Source organism: Micromonospora sp. NBC_00860 (genome assembly GCF_045207375.1).
In the GTDB taxonomy this organism is placed as follows: Bacteria; Actinomycetota; Actinomycetes; order Mycobacteriales; family Micromonosporaceae; genus Micromonospora; species Micromonospora vinacea.
In genome coordinates this window covers 4,729,939-4,745,790 of record NZ_CP108825.1, presented here as the reverse complement: position 1 = coordinate 4,745,790, position 15,852 = coordinate 4,729,939, and the positions used below count along the sequence as shown (strand labels likewise).

Here is a 15,852-nt window from a genome sequence, read left to right as displayed (position 1 = left end):
ACGAAGGCGACCGCCGTGCTCCTCGCGTACCCGTTCCGCGTCCTCGTCCCCCGTCGTGCGGCACCCGAGGCCGCCACGTCCATGGCGGTGGCGCTGCTCCTCCTCGCCGGTGCCGTCGACCTGGTCCCGACGTCGGTGGTGATCGCGCTGGCCGCCGGTGCCGGCGCCACGCTCGCCGGGCTGCGCCTCTCCCGACTGGCCGCCCGGCGCGGCGCCGACCCGACACCGCGTGCGGCGGGTGTGCTGCTCGACGCGGCGGTGGTCACGGCGGGCCTCACCGCCGTCGTGCTGCCCCTGGCCGGCATCGGGCACACCCTGGCCGTGCTGATCGGGTCACTGGTCGTGGCGGCCCTCTCGACGACCGGCCTGTACCGACTCCCCGGCCGTTCCCGGCCGGCGGCCTCGGTCCGGCTGCGGTGGCTGGTCGAGTCGACAGGTCCGGCCGTCGGTCTGGCCCTCGCCGGCTGGCTGCTGCTGCCCGAGGGCGGCCCGCCGGTCCCGGTTCGGCTGGTCTGCGCGTTGGCGCTCGGCGGGTTGGGCATGGCCGCACTGAACGCGTTCGCGGGGCCGCGGCGGCGCTCCGGTGCGGCGGTCTGCCGGGGCGGCGTCCTGCTCACAATGGGTGGGCTGGTGCTGCTGGCCACGTTGCCGTCCGCGCCGGGCGGGCGGGCGGCCCTGCTGGCCGTACCCCCGTTGGTGTTCGGGATGTTGCTCGTCGCGGTCGGTGCGGCGGATGCGGTGGACGACGTGGAGCCCGCGGAGCCGGTCGCCGCGGCCTGGCCCCGTCTGGTGCTCCCCGCGGCGGTGCTGCTGCTGGCGTCGGGTCTGCATCTGGGGGCCGGCCGCGCACCGGACCCCACGAGCGTGCTGTTGGCCCTGGCGGCGGTGCCACCCCTGGTGCTGCGCGAGCTGCTGCGGGCGAATGACGCGCCCGCGTCCGGTCGACGGGCCGCCCACCGGCGACCGGCCGGCCGGTCGCTGCGGCACCGCCGGGCGGCCCCGGGACGCTGGCCGGGCACGCCGGAGTCGCCGCTCGAGCGAGGGCCCGGCGCCCCGGAGGGCGCGGCCACCACGATGGGTGCCGGCTCGACCTGGTCGCCTGATCACGATTCCGCGTGGTCGGGGCTCAACCGGCGACCCGCGGCGGGGAGCCCCGGCGACCGGGCCGCCCTGCTGGACGCCCTGGCCGCGATCGGCGACGTTCCGGCACCGGCCGGCGCGTTGCTGCTGGTGGACCTGCACGGCACCGAGGGGGTCGGCCCGACGGCCCGCGAGGACGTGCTGGCCGAGGCGGTGCACCGGGCCCGCGCGGTCATCGCTCCCGACGATCTGGTCACCGGCTGCACGGGTACCGGCTTCGCGGTGGTCACCGCCGCCGGCCCAGTGCTGGCGTACGCGCTGGGCACCCGACTGTTGACCGCGCTCAGCCCGCCCTACCGGCTGGCCGGCGCGATGCTGCGCGTGCACACGAGCGTCGGGTTGGCCGAGGTGAGCGGCGCCGGGCCGGCGGACGTGCTCCGGCAGGCCGAGCTGGCCCGACGCCGAGCCGTGCAGCTGGGCCGGGACAGGGTGGAGTGGTACGACGCGTTCCTGGAGGAACAGCTGGTGCGCCGCCTCGACCTGGAGCGCGAGCTGCCCGGTGCGGTGGCGCGCGGCGAGCTGGACCTCGTCTACCAGCCGGTGGTCGACCTGGCCGACGGGCAGCCGGTGGGCGCGGAGGCGCTGCTGCGTTGGCGCAGCCCGGTGCTCGGGGCGGTGCTCCCGGCCGAGTTGCTGCCGGTCGCCGAGGACCTGGACCTGGTCGGCGAGTTGGAGTGGTGGGTGCTGGACCGGGCCTGCCGGCAGTTGTCCGACTGGTCGGTGGGCGTCCGGGAGCTGTGGATGGCGGTCAACGTGACGACCCGGGAGCTGACCACTCCGGACTTCGTCCAGCGGCTCGCAGCCGTGCTGGCCGCGTACGGGGTGCCGCCGGAGCGACTGGTGGTGGAGGTGAGTGAGCCGCGGGTCGCCGGTGACCTGCCGACAGTGGTGGCTCGGCTGGCCGGGCTCCGGTCGCTGGGCGTCCGCACGGCGTTGGACGACTTCCGGGCCGAGCACGCCTCACTGGCCCAGCTTCGCCGACTGCCGATCGACCTGCTGAAGGTGGGCCCGGAGTTGGTGGGCGCCCGGCCGGACGGGCAACCGCCGCTGATCGACGTGGTGGTCAACGTGGGCGAGCGGCTGGGCGTCGAGATCGTCGCCGAGGAGTTGGAGTCGTCGACCCAGGTCGAGGGGGCGCGCCGGGGTGGTTGCCGGTACGGGCAGGGGTTCGCGCTGGCCCGTCCGGCGACGGCCGAGCGGGTCGAGGCGTACTTCGAGGAGTTTCCCTCAGCGTCGCGCTGAACCGGTTCATCTGTCGCGGGGCGGTGCGGTGCTGCCGCGCGGCGTGAGGTGGGGCGTCTCGTCCTGCACCCGGCCGGCGGGCCGCCCGGCGACGACGGCGAGCAGTTGCCGGGCGGCGTGCGCCCCGTACGCCGGGATGTCCCGGCCCAGCGCGGTCAACGGCGGGTGCACCAGGCGGCACAGCGGCGAGTCGTCCCAGGCCACGATGGACAGGTCGCCGGGCACCGTGAGGCCCATCTCCTGGGCGACGGAGAGCCCGGCGATGGCCATCACGTCGTTGTCGTAGATGACAGCTGTGGGCCGGTTGGCCGAGCTGAGCAACCGGCGGGTGGCCCGGCCGCCCTCCTCGCCGGTGTAGTCGGACCAGACGGTGACCGCGTCGACCAGGCCGAGCCGTTGGCGGACCGCCGCGAAGGCGTCGGTGCGGATCTCGGTGTGCCGCAGGTCGGGCAGGCCGGCGACCCGGGCGATGCGCCGGTGCCCGAGCGCGACCAGGTACTCCACCGTCTCGGTCAGCGCGGCGGCGTCGTCGGACCAGAGACTCGCCAGCTCCCCGGTGCCGCCGGGGCCGCCGATCACCACCGCCGGCAGTTGCAGCTGTTCGAGTGCGGGGATGCGCCGGTCGTCGGTGCGCAGGTCGCAGACGAGCACCCCGTCCACGCGCCGTTCGCCCCACCAGCGCCGGTAGACAGCGATCTCGGCGTCGTGGTCGGCCACCACCTGGAGGGTCAGCGCGTACGAGCGGGCGGAGAGTTCGGCCTCGACGCCACTGATCAGAGCCATGAAGAACGGCTCGACGCCGAGGGTCCGGGCCGGTCGGCACAGGGCCAGACCGATCGCCCCGGCGGCGGCGGCCGACAGGGCGCGGGCGGCGCTGCTGCGGCTGAACCCGATCTCGGCGGCGATGGCCAGGATGCGCTGCCGGGTGGCCTCGGAGACGCCGGGCTGCCCGTTCAGCGCGTACGACACGGCGCCCTTGGACACCCCGGCGCGTTGGGCGACGTCGGCGATGGTCGGCCGCTTCACCGGCGTGCTCCTTCGCTCTGTGGCCGTTGACAGCCCGGATTTCCGAACCGTACGGTGGCTCAGCTTATCCGGTTCAGTCAGCATCTTTCGATGCAGAAGGTGCGGGGAAATCGTGAGCCGACAGGCACTCTACGACGGTTGGACAGTGCGAGCGGTCCCCGGAGCGCAGGTGCCGGAGGCTGTCGCCGGCCGGTCCGTTCCGGCGACAGTACCTGGCTGTGTGCACACCGATCTGCTGGACGCCGGGCTGATCCCCGACCCCTACCTCGACGACAACGAGCGGGCGGTGGCCTGGATCGGGCGCACCGACTGGGTCTACCAGACCACCTTCGTCCACCGGGCGGGCGACGACGAGCGCGTCGACCTGGTCTGCGCCGGCCTGGACACCGTCGCCACGCTCACAGTCAACGGGGTCGAGGTCGGCCGCACCGCGAACATGCACCGCGGCTACCGCTTCGATGTCCGACCGCTGCTGCGGGACGGGGACAACGACCTGGTCGTCACGTTCGACTCCGCGTACCGCTACGCCGAGGCGCAGCAGGAGCGGCTGGGCGACCGGCCGAACGCCTACCCGGAGCCGTTCCACTTCATCCGCAAGATGGCCTGCAACTTCGGCTGGGACTGGGGGCCGACAGTGGTCACCGCCGGCATCTGGCAGGAGATCAGCCTGCATGCCTGGTCGACCGCCCGACTGGCCACCGTCCGCCCACTTGTCACAATGGACGGTCGCGACGGCCGGGTCGAGGTGCACGTCGAGGTCGACCGGGTCGCGGACGTCCCGCTGACCGTCCGGGCCGCCGTGGCCGGCGCCCGCGCCGAGGTGGTCGTCCCGGCCGGGCAGCGCACGGCCGTGCTGACCCTCACCGTCCGCGAGCCCGCGCTGTGGTGGCCCCGGGGGTACGGCGACCAGACCCGTCACCCCATCGAGGTGACTCTGCACGCACCGGACGGCGACATCCTGGACGACTGGTCGCACCGCATCGGCTTCCGCTCGGTACGGATCGACACCACACCCGACGAGCACGGCACCCCGTTCGCGTTGTCGGTCAACGACGTCCCGGTCTTCGTGCGCGGGGTCAACTGGATCCCGGACGACGCGTTCCCCACCCGGATCACCCGGGCCCGCCTGGCCGAACGCTTCGACCAGGCGGTCGCGGCCAACGTCAACCTGCTGCGGGTCTGGGGCGGCGGCCGGTACGAGTCGGCGGACTTCTACGACCTCGCCGACGAACGCGGTCTCCTCGTCCAGCAGGACTTCCTCTTCGCCTGCGCCGCGTACCCGGAGGAGGAGCCGTTCGGCACCGAGGTGGCCGCCGAGGCCGCCGAGCAGGTGACCCGGCTCGCGCCGTACCCGTCGCTGGTGCTCTGGACCGGCAACAACGAGAACATCTGGGGCTGGCACGACTGGGACTGGCAGCAGGCCCTCGCCGGGCGCACCTGGGGGCGCGGCTACTACCTCGACGTGCTGCCCCGGATCGTCGGAGAGCTGGACCCGACCCGCCCGTACTGGCCGGGCAGCCCCTGGTCGGGCAGCGAGGCGATCCACCCCAACGACCCGGCGCACGGCACCACCCACATCTGGGACGTGTGGAACACCGACGACTACACCAAATACCGGGAGTACGTCCCGCGCTTCGTCGCCGAGTTCGGCTACCAGGCCCCACCGGCGTACGCGACGCTGCGCCGGGCGTTGAGCGACGAACCCCTCGCCCACGACTCACCGGGCATGGCGCACCACCAGAAGGCGGCCGGCGGTGACGCCAAGCTCCAGCGGGGCCTCGACGCGCACCTGCCCGCACCGGCGGACTTCGACGACTGGCACTACCTGACGCAGCTCAACCAGGCTCGGGCGATCCGGCTCGGCGTGGAGCACTTCCGCTCCCACCGGGACGTCTGCGCGGGCACCATCGTCTGGCAGCTCAACGACTGCTGGCCGGTGACCTCCTGGTCGGCCGTCGACGGCGACGGCCGCCGCAAACCCCTGTGGTACGCGCTGCGCCACGCGTACGCCGACCGGCTGCTCACCGTCCAGCCCCGCGACGGTGGGCTGGCCCTGATCGCTGTCAACGAGACCGCCGAGCCATGGACCGCGCCGGCTGCGGTCACCCGGTTCACGCTCACCGGGGAGCCGAGGGCGAAGACCTCGGTCGACCTCGACGTCCCGGCGTACTCCTCGGTGGTGCTGGCGCTGCCGGCGGACCTGGTGCGGCCGGAGGATGCCCGGCGCGAGTTGCTCGTCGCGGAGGCCGGTGGCACCGCGGAGCGCGCCCTGTGGTTCTTCGCCGAGGACCGGGAGGTGGAGTGGCCGGCGGCGGCCTGGGACGCGACGGTCGAGCCGGTCGACGGTGGGCAGCGGGTCAGGGTCACGGCGCGCACGGTGCTGCGCGACCTGACGCTCTTCCCGGACCGGCTGGATGCGTCGGCCACTGTGGACACAGCCCTGGTCACTCTGCTGCACGGCGAGTCGACGACCTTCACCGTGCACGCGGACGGGTTGCTGGACCCGGCGGCCCTCGTCGCCCGCCCGGTGCTGCGCTGCGTCAACGACCTCGCCTGACGTTCCAAGATCGTGCTCGATCGATGGAGTAGTGGCCTCCCGTGGCTGCGGAGGCCACTACTTCCTGATGTCCTTTGCTCTGCACCCGCGGGCGCGACGGCTACGGTCTGCGGCTGGTGCTTATTGGGGTGCAGAGCAAAGGGGGTGGGGGTGGCCTGTGCGCCCTCACCAGGGCGAGGGGCCGGCTGCTGATCAAGGTCGGCACTATGGTGCGCTCCATCCGGCCGGTTTTGTTTGGGAAAGCGTCGTGACATCAAGTTGAAGACTTGTTCAAGTGATAAAGTCTTCGCGTCGAGGGGGAGGGATCTCATGTCGGTGCCGCTGTACCAGGCCAAGGCGGAACTGTTCCGCACGCTCGGGCACCCGGTGCGCATCCGGGTCCTCGAACTGCTCCAGGACGGCCCGAAGCCGGTCCGGGACCTGCTCGCCGTCATCGAGGTCGAGGCCTCCAACCTCTCCCAGCAGCTCGCCGTGCTGCGCCGCGCCGGGATGGTCACCTCACACCGCGACGGTCCCCTCGTCATGTACGCGCTCAGCACCCCGGACGTGGCCGACCTGCTGGCCGCCGGGCGGCGGATCCTCGGCGCGGTCCTCACCGACCGGGACGGCCTCCTCGGGGAGCTGCGCTCCACCGGCGCGGACAGGTGAGCAGCGCCATCCCGGTGGCCCGAGAGCGGCTGCTCGGGCTGCTGCCCGGCCGGGCCGACTGGGCCGCGGTCCACCGCTCACCGCGCCGGGACCTGCTGGCCGGGCTCACCGTGGCGGTGGTGGCGCTGCCGTTGGCCCTGGCGTTCGGTGTCACCTCCGGGCTGGGCGCCCAGGCCGGGTTGATCACCGCCGTGATCGCCGGTGCGGTGGCTGCTGTCTTCGGGGGCTCCAACCTCCAGGTCTCCGGGCCGACCGGGGCGATGACAGTGGTGCTGGTGCCGGTGGTGCAGCAGTTCGGAGCCACCGGCGTGCTGATGGTCGGGGCGATGGCCGGCCTGGTGCTGATCGCGCTCGCCGTGGCCCGCCTGGGCCGGTACGTCCGCTACCTGCCCACCCCGGTGCTGGAGGGCTTCACCGCCGGCATCGCCGTGGTCATCGCGCTGCAACAGGTGCCCGCCGCACTCGGCGTCAGCGACGCGCACGGGGAAAAGGTCTGGGCCGTCGCCTTCGACGCGGTCGCCCGTTTCGTCGTACACCCGCGGCCGGCCGCGCTCGCGGTGGCCCTCGCCGTCGCGGCGCTGATGCTGCTGGGTGCCCGGTGGCGACCCGGCCTGCCGTTCTCGCTGCTCGGTGTGGGGGCCGCCACCGTCCTCGCCGAGGTCATCCCGGTCGATCTGATCCGGATCGGCGCGTTGCCGCAGGGCCTGCCCGCGCCCTCGCTCAGCTTCCTCGACCTCGGCGCACTGGGCGTGCTGCTTCCCAGCGCCCTCGCCGTCGCCGCGCTCGCCGCCCTGGAGAGCCTGCTGTCCGCCACCGTCGCCGATGGCATGACCGTCGGCGAGCGGCACGACCCGGACCGGGAACTCTTCGGTCAGGGGATGGCCAACCTCGCCGCCCCCCTCTTCGGCGGTATCCCAGCGACCGCCGCCATCGCCCGGACGGCTGTCAACGTCCGCGCCGGGGCGGCCTCGAAGCTGGCGGCCCTCACCCACGCCGTCGCCCTCGCGGCCATCGTGCTGGCCGCCGCGCCGTTGGTCGGCCGGATCCCGCTCGCCGCCCTGGCCGGGGTGCTGCTGGCCACCACCGTCCGCATGGTGGAGGCTGGTTCGCTGTGGGCGCTGGCCCGGGCCACCCGGGGTGACGCCGTCGTGCTGGTACTCACCTTCGCCGTCACGGTGATCTGGGACCTCGTCACCGCCGTCGCGGTCGGCGTCGGCGTCGCCGTGGTGCTCGCCCTGCGCGCGGTGGCCCGCAGCGCCCGGCTGGAACAGGTGCCCCTCGACCCAGGGGAACACAGCGCCGAGGAGTACGCGCTGCTCACTGAACACATCGTCGCGTACCGGCTGGACGGGCCGCTCTTCTTCGCTGCGGCCCACACCTTCCTCCTCGAACTCTCCGAGGTCACCGACGTCCGTGTCGTCATCCTGCGAATGTCCCGGGTGACCACCATGGACGCCACCGGCGCGCACGTCCTCGGCGATGCGATCCGGCGGCTACGCGGACGCGGGATCGTCGTCCTGCTCTCCGGCATCACCCCCGCACACGACCAGGTGCTGGCCACACTGGGGGTGGCTGACGACCTGCGCCGCGAGGAGTTGCTCTTCCCGGACACGCCCGCCGCCATCCGGTACGCCCGCACCGTCGCGCTAGGCGGCGGACGAACCGGGGCGGAGACTGCTGCCACGATCGTGCTCGATCCATGAAGTAGTGGCCTCCCACGCTGGGGAGGCCACTACTTCCATGTTCGCGCACGATCATCACGCCCGGGGGCGCGATGCGGCGGTCAGGCGCGGGCGGCGGCGAGCACCTGGCCGACCAGGGCGCCGGAGGTGCCGGAGCGCTCGTACTCGGGCCGGTTCAGGCTGCCACCCATCAGCGGCGCCGGGTTGCGGTGCACGGCCGGGCTGTCCGAGCTGACCAGGGCCGCGAAGTGGTACTCGTCGGCGCCGGTCGCCTCGACGATCCGGGCGATGTTGCGCGGGGTGATGCCACCGCCCGGCATGATGACGATCCGGCCGGCGGCCCGGCGCACCAGGTCGGCGATGAGCGGAGCACCCTCCAGCACGCTGACCTCCTGACCCGAGGTGAGCACCCGGTGCACGCCCAGCTCGATCAGCTGCTCGAGCGCCGCGTGCGGGTCGCGGGTCATGTCGAACGCCCGGTGGAAGGTGATGCTGGCGTCGCCCGCGGCGGCGATCAGCCGGCGGGTGGTCGGCACGTCGACGTCGCCCTCGGCGGTCAACGCGCCGATCACGATGCCGTGCGCGCCGGCCGCCACAGCGGCCCGCACGTCCCGCTCCATGGCCTCGATCTCGAACGGCGAGTAGATGAAGTCGCCGGCCCGGGGGCGGACGATCACGTGTACCCGGATCCGGCTGACCGCGCGCAGCGTCGTCTCGATGGTGCCCAGGCTGGGGGTCAGCCCGCCGTCGAAGAGCGCGGAGCACAGCTCCACCCGGTCGGCGCCGGCCTCCTCGGCGGCGACCGCGCCCTCGACGCTGTCGATGCAGATCTCGAATGTGTTCATGATTCTTCCTTTTCCGTGCGAGGCGATGCCGCCTCCGTGCGAGGCGATACCGCTTCGGTCCGAGACGATGCTGTGGTCCAGTCGATGACGGCCGTGACGGCACCGACCGGTACGCCGCCGCCGAGCACCGGCACCTGGCGCAGCGCGTCGGCCCCACCCACCGGTACGCCCACGGCGTCGAGGGCGGCGAGGGCGATGGCGGTGGTGGCTCGGGGTGAACCGTCGATGGCCTTCACCGCCACCGCGTGACCGTCCGGTGCGGCCACCCCGAGCACGCCCTCGGCCCCGCCCTTGGCGAGGACGCCGGGCAGCGCCCGCATCAGGTCGGTGTTCGGGTGCCCGTGCCAGCCGCCGACGTACTCCGGGTGTTCGCGCATGGCCCGCGCCACCAGTGCCTCGTCGCTCCCGGCGGGCGCGTTGACCAACGCCTGGAAGGTGCGGGCCAGGCCGGTCAGCGACAGGCCGAACAGCGGTGCGCCGCAGCCGTCGACAGCGTGGTGCGCGATCGGCGCGCCGGCCAGCCGGGCGACGGCGGCGGCGGTCTCCCGCTGGAGCGGATGGTTCGGGTCGAGGTAGTCGTGGGTGCTCCAGGACCGGGCGACGCAGGCGACGAGCATCGCGGCGTGCTTGCCGGAGCAGTTCATCCGGATCCGGTCGCGCTGTCCGTTGGCGCGGATCAGCCGATCCCGGGTCGGTTCGTCCTCCGGCCAGTCCTCCGGGCAGCCGAGCGCGTCCTCGGTCAGGCCGGCCCGGGCAAGCATCGCCCGAACCACCTCGACGTGCCGGTCGTCGCCGGTGTGACTACCGGCGGCGAGCGCCAGCGCCGGGCCGGTCAGCTCGTCGCCGGCGGCGATCCGGCAGGCCAACGCCTGCACCGGCTTGAGGGTGGAGCGGGGGAGCACCGGCTCGTCGGGTACGCCGGCGGAGAGGGCGACAGTCCCGTCCGGGGCGAGCACCACGACGCTGCCGTAGTGCCGGCTCTCGACGAAGCCGTTGCGCACGACCCGGGCCAGTTCGGCGTAGCGGAAGATGGTCACCGGGGGGTGTTCCCTTCGAGAAGCGGCGGGGGCAGCTCAGCGGTCCGCCGTCCGCGCCGGCCGCCGAAGCGGCCGTTGCGGGCCTGGAGTACGCGGGCGAACTTCGACAGCGAGGCGTTGACCACCAGGTAGATCAGCGCCACCACCAGGAACGTCTGGATCAGCAGGTGGGTGTACGAGGCGAGCACCTGCCCGCTGTAGAGCAGCTCGGTGTAGCTGACCACGAAGCCGAGCGAGGTGTCCTTGAGCAGCCCGACCAGCTGGCTGACCAGGGACGGGGCGAGTTGGAGCAGCGCCTGCGGCAGGACCACCAGCGCCATCACCTGCCCACGGCGCAGGCCGATCGCGAGGCCGGCCTCGGTCTGGCCACGGTCCAGCGCCAGGATGCCGGACCGGAAGATTTCCGCGAACGCCGCCGAGTTGGAGACCACCAGCGGCACCACGAGCTTCCAGAACAGCGGGAAGTTCAGCCCGTACTGCGGCAGGGCGAACAGCGTCACGTAGATCAGCAGCAGGGTGGGTACGGTCCGGAAGATCTCCACGTACGCGCCGGCCAGCCAGCGCAGCGGTCGATGCGTAGACAGCCGACCGAGCGCCAGCAGCAGCCCGAGCGCGGCGCTGAGCACTGCTGTCGCGGCGGCGGCGCGCAGCGTGGCCCACAGACCGTTGAGCAGGTACCGCCAGATCGGCCAGGTGGTGAACGGCTCCCACCGGGCGGCGGCCAACTCGCCGTGGCTGGCGAACTGGTGGACGGCCGCGACCAGGGCGCCGACCAGGAGGATCGCGCCCAGCACTGTGGCGATCCGGATCCGCCGCTGGGCGCGGGGGCCGGGCTCGTCGAAGAGGATCTGTTGCGTCTTGTTCATCGGACGATCGCCAGCCTTCGTTCGAGCAGGCCGGTGACCTGACCGATGATCAGCGCCAGCAGCATGTAGGCGAGGCCCGCGCCGGTGAAGACGGCGATCGGTTGGGCCTCGACCAGGTTCACGTTGTTGGCCGCCTGGGTCAGCTCGACCACGCCGACGGCGGCGGCAAGCGAGGTGTTCATCAGCAGCGCGATGCAGATGTTGCCGATCGGCTGGATCACCGCCCGGAGTCCCTGCGGCAGGATCACGTGCCGCAGGGACTGACCGAAGGTGAGCCCGATGGCACGGGCTGCCTCGGCCTGGCCCACACCGACCGTGTTGATCCCGGCGCGGATCGCCTCGGCCAGGTACGCCCCCTCGTACACCGCGATGACGATGGCGGCGGAGGTGAACAGCGGGAACGTGATGCCGATGGTCGGCAGCGCGAACACGAAGAGCACCAGCAGCGCCAGCAGCGGCAGGTTCTGGAACACCTCGACGTAAGCGGTGCCGATGGCACGCAGCAGCGGGACGGGAGCGATCCGCAGGGTGGCCACGACGATGCCCAGCAGCATCGCGCCGACGGTGGTCACGACGGTCAGTTCGACCGTCGTGACCAGGCCGTGGCCAAGCTGACTCAGGTGGGCGGTGAGGGCTTCCATCGGTACGGGAGACTGCTCAGGAGCCGTCGGCGGAACCGAGGGCGGGCGGGGTGGGCGCGCCACCCTCCACCACCGAGCCGAGGGTGCCCTCCCAGACCTTCGCCCACGTGCCGTCGGCCTGGATCTTCTTCAGCCAGTTGTTGACGAACTCCTTGAACTGCGCGTCCTCCTTGTTGAGGCCGATGCCGTACGCCTCGGTGGTGAACGGCTCGCCGACCACCTTCATCCCCGGGTTCGCCTTGGCGCCCGAGGCGAGCAGCGTGAAGTCCTGCACGTACGCGTCGCCGCGCTTCTGCAGCAGCGCCTGCAACGCCTGCGGGTCGGTGCCGAAGGCGATCTGCTTCGAGCCGGGCGCGGCCGAGGGCAGCGCGGTGACGGCGGGGGTGTTCGCCCCGACGATCACGGTCTTGCCGGCGAGGTCCTTGACGCTCTTGATCGAGGTGTCATCCTTGCGGACCCCGACGGCGAGGCCGGAGGTGAGGTACGGCCCGGCGAAGGCGACCTGGGTGGCCCGCTGCGGGGTGATCGTGTACGTCTGGAAGACCGCGTCCACCGACTTGGCCTGGAGCATGGCCTCCCGGGTCTGGGTGCCGATGGTCGTCGTCTTCACCTCGGGCTTGCCGATGATGTACTTCGCCAGCAGCTTCGCCATGTCGGCGTCGAAGCCCTCGATGGTGCCGCTGACCGGGTTCTGCTGGGCGAGCAGCGGCGCGTCCAGGGAACCACCGATGTTCAGGTAGCCGCGCTTGCGGATCGCCTCCATCGTCGAACCCGCCGGGATGTCCGCGTCGGTGGCGACCGGTGCGGCGTCGTACACCGACTGGGCGACCACGCCGTCCCCGCCCAGGCCCGGATTGCCGGGCAACGTCGGTGCGCCGCCGCCGCTGTCGCCGCCGCAGCCGGCGGCGGCGAGGGTCACCGCCACCGCTGTGGCGGTGAGGGCGAGCGACCGCCGCCCGGTGAAGCTCATCTTGAGGATTGACATGACACCCTCCCGTTGGGGGCTAGTGCTGGAGGATCTTGGATAGGAAGTCGCGGGCCCGCTCGGTGCGCGGAGCTGCGAAGAATTCGTCGGGAGCGCCGGATTCGACGATCCGGCCGTCGTCCATGAAGACCACCCGGTCGGCGGCGCGACGGGCGAAACCCATCTCGTGGGTCACCACGATCATGGTCATCCCCTCGGCGGCGAGGGAGACCATCACGTCGAGCACCTCGTTGACCATTTCCGGGTCGAGAGCCGAGGTCGGCTCGTCGAAGAGCAGCACCTTCGGCTGCATCGCCAAGGCCCGGGCGATCGCGGCCCGCTGCTGCTGCCCGCCGGAGAGTTGGGCCGGGTGGTGGTCCGCCTTGTCGGCGATACCGACGCGCTCCAGCAGGGCCATCGCCTGCTGCCGCGCCTCGGGTCGAGCGATCCGGCGGACCCGGGTGGGGCCGAGGGTGATGTTGTCCAGCACCGTCTTGTGGCCGAAGAGGTTGAAGGACTGGAAGACCATGCCGACGTCGGCGCGCAGCCGGGCGAGGGCGCGGCCCTCGGCGGGCAGCGGCTCGCCGTCGATCTCGATGCTGCCCTGCCCGGCGGTCTCCAGCCGGTTGAGGCAGCGGCACAGTGTCGACTTGCCGGAGCCGGAGGGCCCCACCACGACGACCACCTCGCCGGCGGCCACAGTGAGGTCGATGTCCTTGAGCACGTGCAGCGGACCGAACCACTTGTTCAGGCCGCGTACCGACACCATCGGTCGGTTCGCACCCGTCGTCTCCGGTGCCACCAGACGGCCCCACTTCCTTCGACTACAAAACTAAGTCAGCTTCATATCGAACCAACAGCGCCATCTAAAAGTAGCCAGCAAACTAAGTCAACCGGTTGCTTGAACAAACTGCGGGTGCTAAGAAGCTGACGTGACGATTGACGACGCGCCACGCGAAGCCCTCCGGGGCGGCCCCCGGGAGCTACTGCGCTGGGTGGCCACCGGTGCGGCCGTCAGTCGGGCCGACCTGTCCCGCCTCTCCGGGCTCTCCCCGTCGACGGTGTCCCAGCGGGTCGAGGCGTTGATCAGCCAGGGGTTGCTGGAGGAGACCGGCGCCGGGCGGTCCCGGGGCGGGCGGCGACCCCGCCAGCTCGCCGTGCCCACCGGCGGTGCCGTGGTCGGCGCCATCGACCTCGGCGCCCATCACGCCCGCGTCGGCGCACTGGATCTCTCCGGGCGGGTGGTCCAGGCCCGCACCCTGCCGGTCCGCATCGAGGACGGCCCGGAGGCGGTGCTCGGTGCGCTCCTCACCGAGGTCGCCACCCTGGTGGACGGCGAACCGGCGGCCTCGTCCGGCGGTTCGGCGACAGGCGCGCTCCGCGGCGTCGGCATCGGGATCCCCGGCCCGGTCCAGCACGCCACCGGGCGGATCGTCAGCCCGTCGCGGATGCCCGGCTGGAACGGCTTCGACGTCGCCGCGTTCTGCGCCGGCCGGGTCGACGTGCCCGTCATCGTGGACAACGACGCCAACCTGATGGCGCTCGGCGCGCACCGCACCGCGCACCCCGAGTTGGACCACGCCGTCTATATCAAGGCTGGCACCGGGATCGGCTCCGGTGTGATCTCCAGTGGACGGTTGCACCGGGGCGCGCAGGGCTCGGCCGGGGACATCAGCCACTGCCGGGTGGTGGCCGATCCCGCGCCACCGTGCACCTGTGGAAACGCCGGCTGTCTGGAGGCGGTGGCCAGCGGCGCCGCACTGGTCACCGCGCTCCGTGGTCAGGGCGTACCGGTCTCCGACCTGACCGGTGTGATCCGCCTGATCGACGACGGTGACCGGCAGGCCACCGCCCTCGCCCGGCAGGCCGGCCGTGCCGTCGGCGAGATCCTGGCCGTGGTGGTCAACTTCTTCAACCCGCAGGTGGTGGCCATCGGCGGTCGGCTCGCCGACTGTGAGCCGCTGCTGGCCAGCATGCGCGCCACCCTCTACGAGCGGTGCCTCCCGCTGGCCACCCAGACCCTGCTCATCGAGCGGGTCGCCGCCGGCCAGGACGTCGGCATCACCGGTGCCGCCCACCTGGTGATCGACCACGTCGTCGCGGCCGCCTGACCTCGCCTGCTCCGATACCCAGCGTGATCCGCCTTGGGCAGCAAGCCAGATATGTGAGCTATCGGCCGGTTCCCGCCGCGCATCGTCCTGACATTTTCCTTACAGGCAGTCACGTAACCTCCCGGTGTTCTCACTGACCCGTGATCGCTCCTGGAGGTTTCGACGTGCGGATCAACGGACGGCTGCTCGTGCCGATCTCGTTGTCAGCGGTGCTGGCGACCGCCGCCTGTGGCCTGTCCACACCGGCTTCCGGGCAGGCCGAGGTCCCCCGCACCGGCCCGAGTGCGAAGAGCTCGGCTCCGAGCCGCAGCGACACCCCGACCTCCAGCCCGACTCCGAAGATTCCGACCGACGCGCAGATCCCCACCAGGGCCGCCGGCACCTTCACCACCGCCAGCGGCACCGGTCGCGTGATCGGCAAGGGCAAGAAGCGGGTGCGCTACAGCGTCTCGGTGGAGAAGGGCATCGCCTGGGGTGACATCCCAGCCTGGAAGCCGGACCGGTTCGCTGCGAGCATTGAGCAGGTGTTGGCGGCGCCGAACGGGTGGGCCACGTCGGCACAGCACCCGGTCACCAACTCCGCGGTGAACCTGACCCGGGCGTCGTGGTCCTTCCAGCGGGTCGGCAGCTCGACTGTCGACGTCGACGTGCGGCTCGCGACACCGAGGACGGTGGACCGACTCTGCGGCGCGAGCGGCGTCGACACCGAGGGCGTCTACTCCTGCAAGTACGGCAAGACCATCATGATCAACCTGCGGCGGTGGCTCCAGGGCTCACCGGGATATCCGGTCAGCATCGACGAGTACCACGCCGGCGTGATCAATCACGAGTTCGGTCACTTCCTCGGCTTCGCCCACATGAAGTGCGGCGGTCGCGGCAAGCCGGCCCCGGTCATGATGACCCAGACGATGGGCCTGGGCGGGTGCGTGCCCAACGTCAGCCCGTTCGTCGGCAACGGGCAGTTCGTCAGCGGACCCTGGGCGCCGTCCTGACCTGATGATCCGGACCTGATGGCCTGCGGTCCACCGAATTGGACGGTTTCCATGGGGTCGCATGCTCGAGAATGGGTGCCGCAGTCGATGTCCTCCCAGCT

Annotated in this window: 13 protein-coding genes; 6 read left to right on the top strand and 7 right to left on the bottom strand. The window is 72.1% G+C overall.

Annotated elements, in window-relative coordinates; all coding sequences use genetic code 11:
• The first annotated feature begins 15 nt into the window (after positions 1-15).
• The gene (locus OH804_RS21690; RefSeq protein ID WP_406059133.1) at positions 16-2,382 is read left to right on the top strand and encodes an EAL domain-containing protein; all 2,367 of its coding nucleotides are present in this window, start codon (positions 16-18) and stop codon (positions 2,380-2,382) included.
• A gap of 6 nt (positions 2,383-2,388) precedes the next feature.
• Here the strand turns inward: OH804_RS21690 and OH804_RS21685 are convergent, their stop codons facing one another.
• Positions 2,389-3,408 (bottom strand): LacI family DNA-binding transcriptional regulator, encoded by a 1,020-nt coding sequence (locus OH804_RS21685; protein WP_406059131.1) that lies wholly within the window; start codon positions 3,406-3,408, stop codon positions 2,389-2,391.
• A 112-nt stretch (positions 3,409-3,520) separates the two neighbouring features.
• On the opposite strand from OH804_RS21685, the gene OH804_RS21680 reads away from it, so the two are divergent.
• The 3 genes from OH804_RS21680 (at position 3,521) to OH804_RS21670 (ending at position 8,316) form a co-directional block, all read left to right on the top strand.
• The gene (locus OH804_RS21680; RefSeq protein ID WP_406059129.1) at positions 3,521-5,965 is read left to right on the top strand and encodes a glycoside hydrolase family 2 protein; all 2,445 of its coding nucleotides are present in this window, start codon (positions 3,521-3,523) and stop codon (positions 5,963-5,965) included.
• A gap of 309 nt (positions 5,966-6,274) precedes the next feature.
• A complete protein-coding gene (locus OH804_RS21675; RefSeq protein WP_196921447.1) occupies positions 6,275-6,613 on the top strand; it encodes a helix-turn-helix transcriptional regulator in 339 nt (112 codons plus the stop codon).
• A complete protein-coding gene (locus OH804_RS21670) occupies positions 6,610-8,316 on the top strand; it encodes a SulP family inorganic anion transporter (RefSeq protein ID WP_406059127.1) in 1,707 nt (568 codons plus the stop codon). The genes OH804_RS21675 and OH804_RS21670 overlap by 4 nt, the downstream gene beginning before the upstream one ends.
• An 80-nt stretch (positions 8,317-8,396) precedes the next feature.
• On the opposite strand, the gene OH804_RS21665 is transcribed toward OH804_RS21670, so the two are convergent.
• The 6 genes from OH804_RS21665 to OH804_RS21640 are packed head-to-tail and all read right to left on the bottom strand — an operon-like array spanning position 8,397 to position 13,417.
• Entirely contained in the window at positions 8,397-9,140 is a 744-nt protein-coding gene (locus OH804_RS21665; protein ID WP_196921448.1) for a copper homeostasis protein CutC, read from the bottom strand.
• Positions 9,137-10,177, bottom strand: a complete 1,041-nt coding sequence (locus OH804_RS21660) for an asparaginase (protein WP_406059125.1) — start codon at positions 10,175-10,177, stop codon at positions 9,137-9,139. Before OH804_RS21660 ends, OH804_RS21665 begins: the two co-directional genes overlap by 4 nt.
• A complete protein-coding gene (locus OH804_RS21655; RefSeq protein ID WP_406059123.1) occupies positions 10,174-11,043 on the bottom strand; it encodes an amino acid ABC transporter permease in 870 nt (289 codons plus the stop codon). The genes OH804_RS21660 and OH804_RS21655 overlap by 4 nt, the downstream gene beginning before the upstream one ends.
• A complete protein-coding gene (locus OH804_RS21650) occupies positions 11,040-11,684 on the bottom strand; it encodes an amino acid ABC transporter permease (protein WP_030337216.1) in 645 nt (214 codons plus the stop codon). Before OH804_RS21650 ends, OH804_RS21655 begins: the two co-directional genes overlap by 4 nt.
• A gap of 16 nt (positions 11,685-11,700) precedes the next feature.
• Positions 11,701-12,669, bottom strand: coding sequence for a glutamate ABC transporter substrate-binding protein (locus tag OH804_RS21645; RefSeq protein WP_196921450.1), 969 nt, complete (start codon positions 12,667-12,669; stop codon positions 11,701-11,703).
• 19 nt (positions 12,670-12,688) lie between these two features.
• Positions 12,689-13,417, bottom strand: coding sequence for an amino acid ABC transporter ATP-binding protein (locus OH804_RS21640; protein ID WP_196921451.1), 729 nt, complete (start codon positions 13,415-13,417; stop codon positions 12,689-12,691).
• A gap of 163 nt (positions 13,418-13,580) precedes the next feature.
• Between OH804_RS21640 and OH804_RS21635 the strand changes: the two genes are divergently transcribed.
• Positions 13,581-14,759, top strand: coding sequence for an ROK family transcriptional regulator (locus OH804_RS21635; RefSeq protein ID WP_196921452.1), 1,179 nt, complete (start codon positions 13,581-13,583; stop codon positions 14,757-14,759).
• Positions 14,760-14,923: 164 nt separating this feature from the next.
• Positions 14,924-15,751 carry a DUF3152 domain-containing protein gene (locus OH804_RS21630; RefSeq protein ID WP_406059120.1) on the top strand — a complete coding sequence of 276 codons (828 nt, stop codon included), beginning with the start codon at positions 14,924-14,926 and terminating at the stop codon, positions 15,749-15,751.
• Positions 15,752-15,852 lie beyond the last annotated feature (101 nt).

Excerpts from the sequence above, each read along its gene's own strand:
- OH804_RS21650 (WP_030337216.1), bottom strand. The coding sequence starts at position 11,684 with ATGGAAGCCCTCACCGCCCACCTGAGTCAGCTTGGCCACGGCCTGGTC.
- OH804_RS21640 (WP_196921451.1), bottom strand. The coding sequence starts at position 13,417 with ATGGTGTCGGTACGCGGCCTGAACAAGTGGTTCGGTCCGCTGCACGTG.
- OH804_RS21645 (WP_196921450.1), bottom strand. The coding sequence starts at position 12,669 with ATGTCAATCCTCAAGATGAGCTTCACCGGGCGGCGGTCGCTCGCCCTC.
- OH804_RS21675 (WP_196921447.1), top strand. The coding sequence starts at position 6,275 with ATGTCGGTGCCGCTGTACCAGGCCAAGGCGGAACTGTTCCGCACGCTC.
- OH804_RS21655 (WP_406059123.1), bottom strand. The coding sequence starts at position 11,043 with ATGAACAAGACGCAACAGATCCTCTTCGACGAGCCCGGCCCCCGCGCC.
- OH804_RS21665 (WP_196921448.1), bottom strand. The coding sequence starts at position 9,140 with ATGAACACATTCGAGATCTGCATCGACAGCGTCGAGGGCGCGGTCGCC.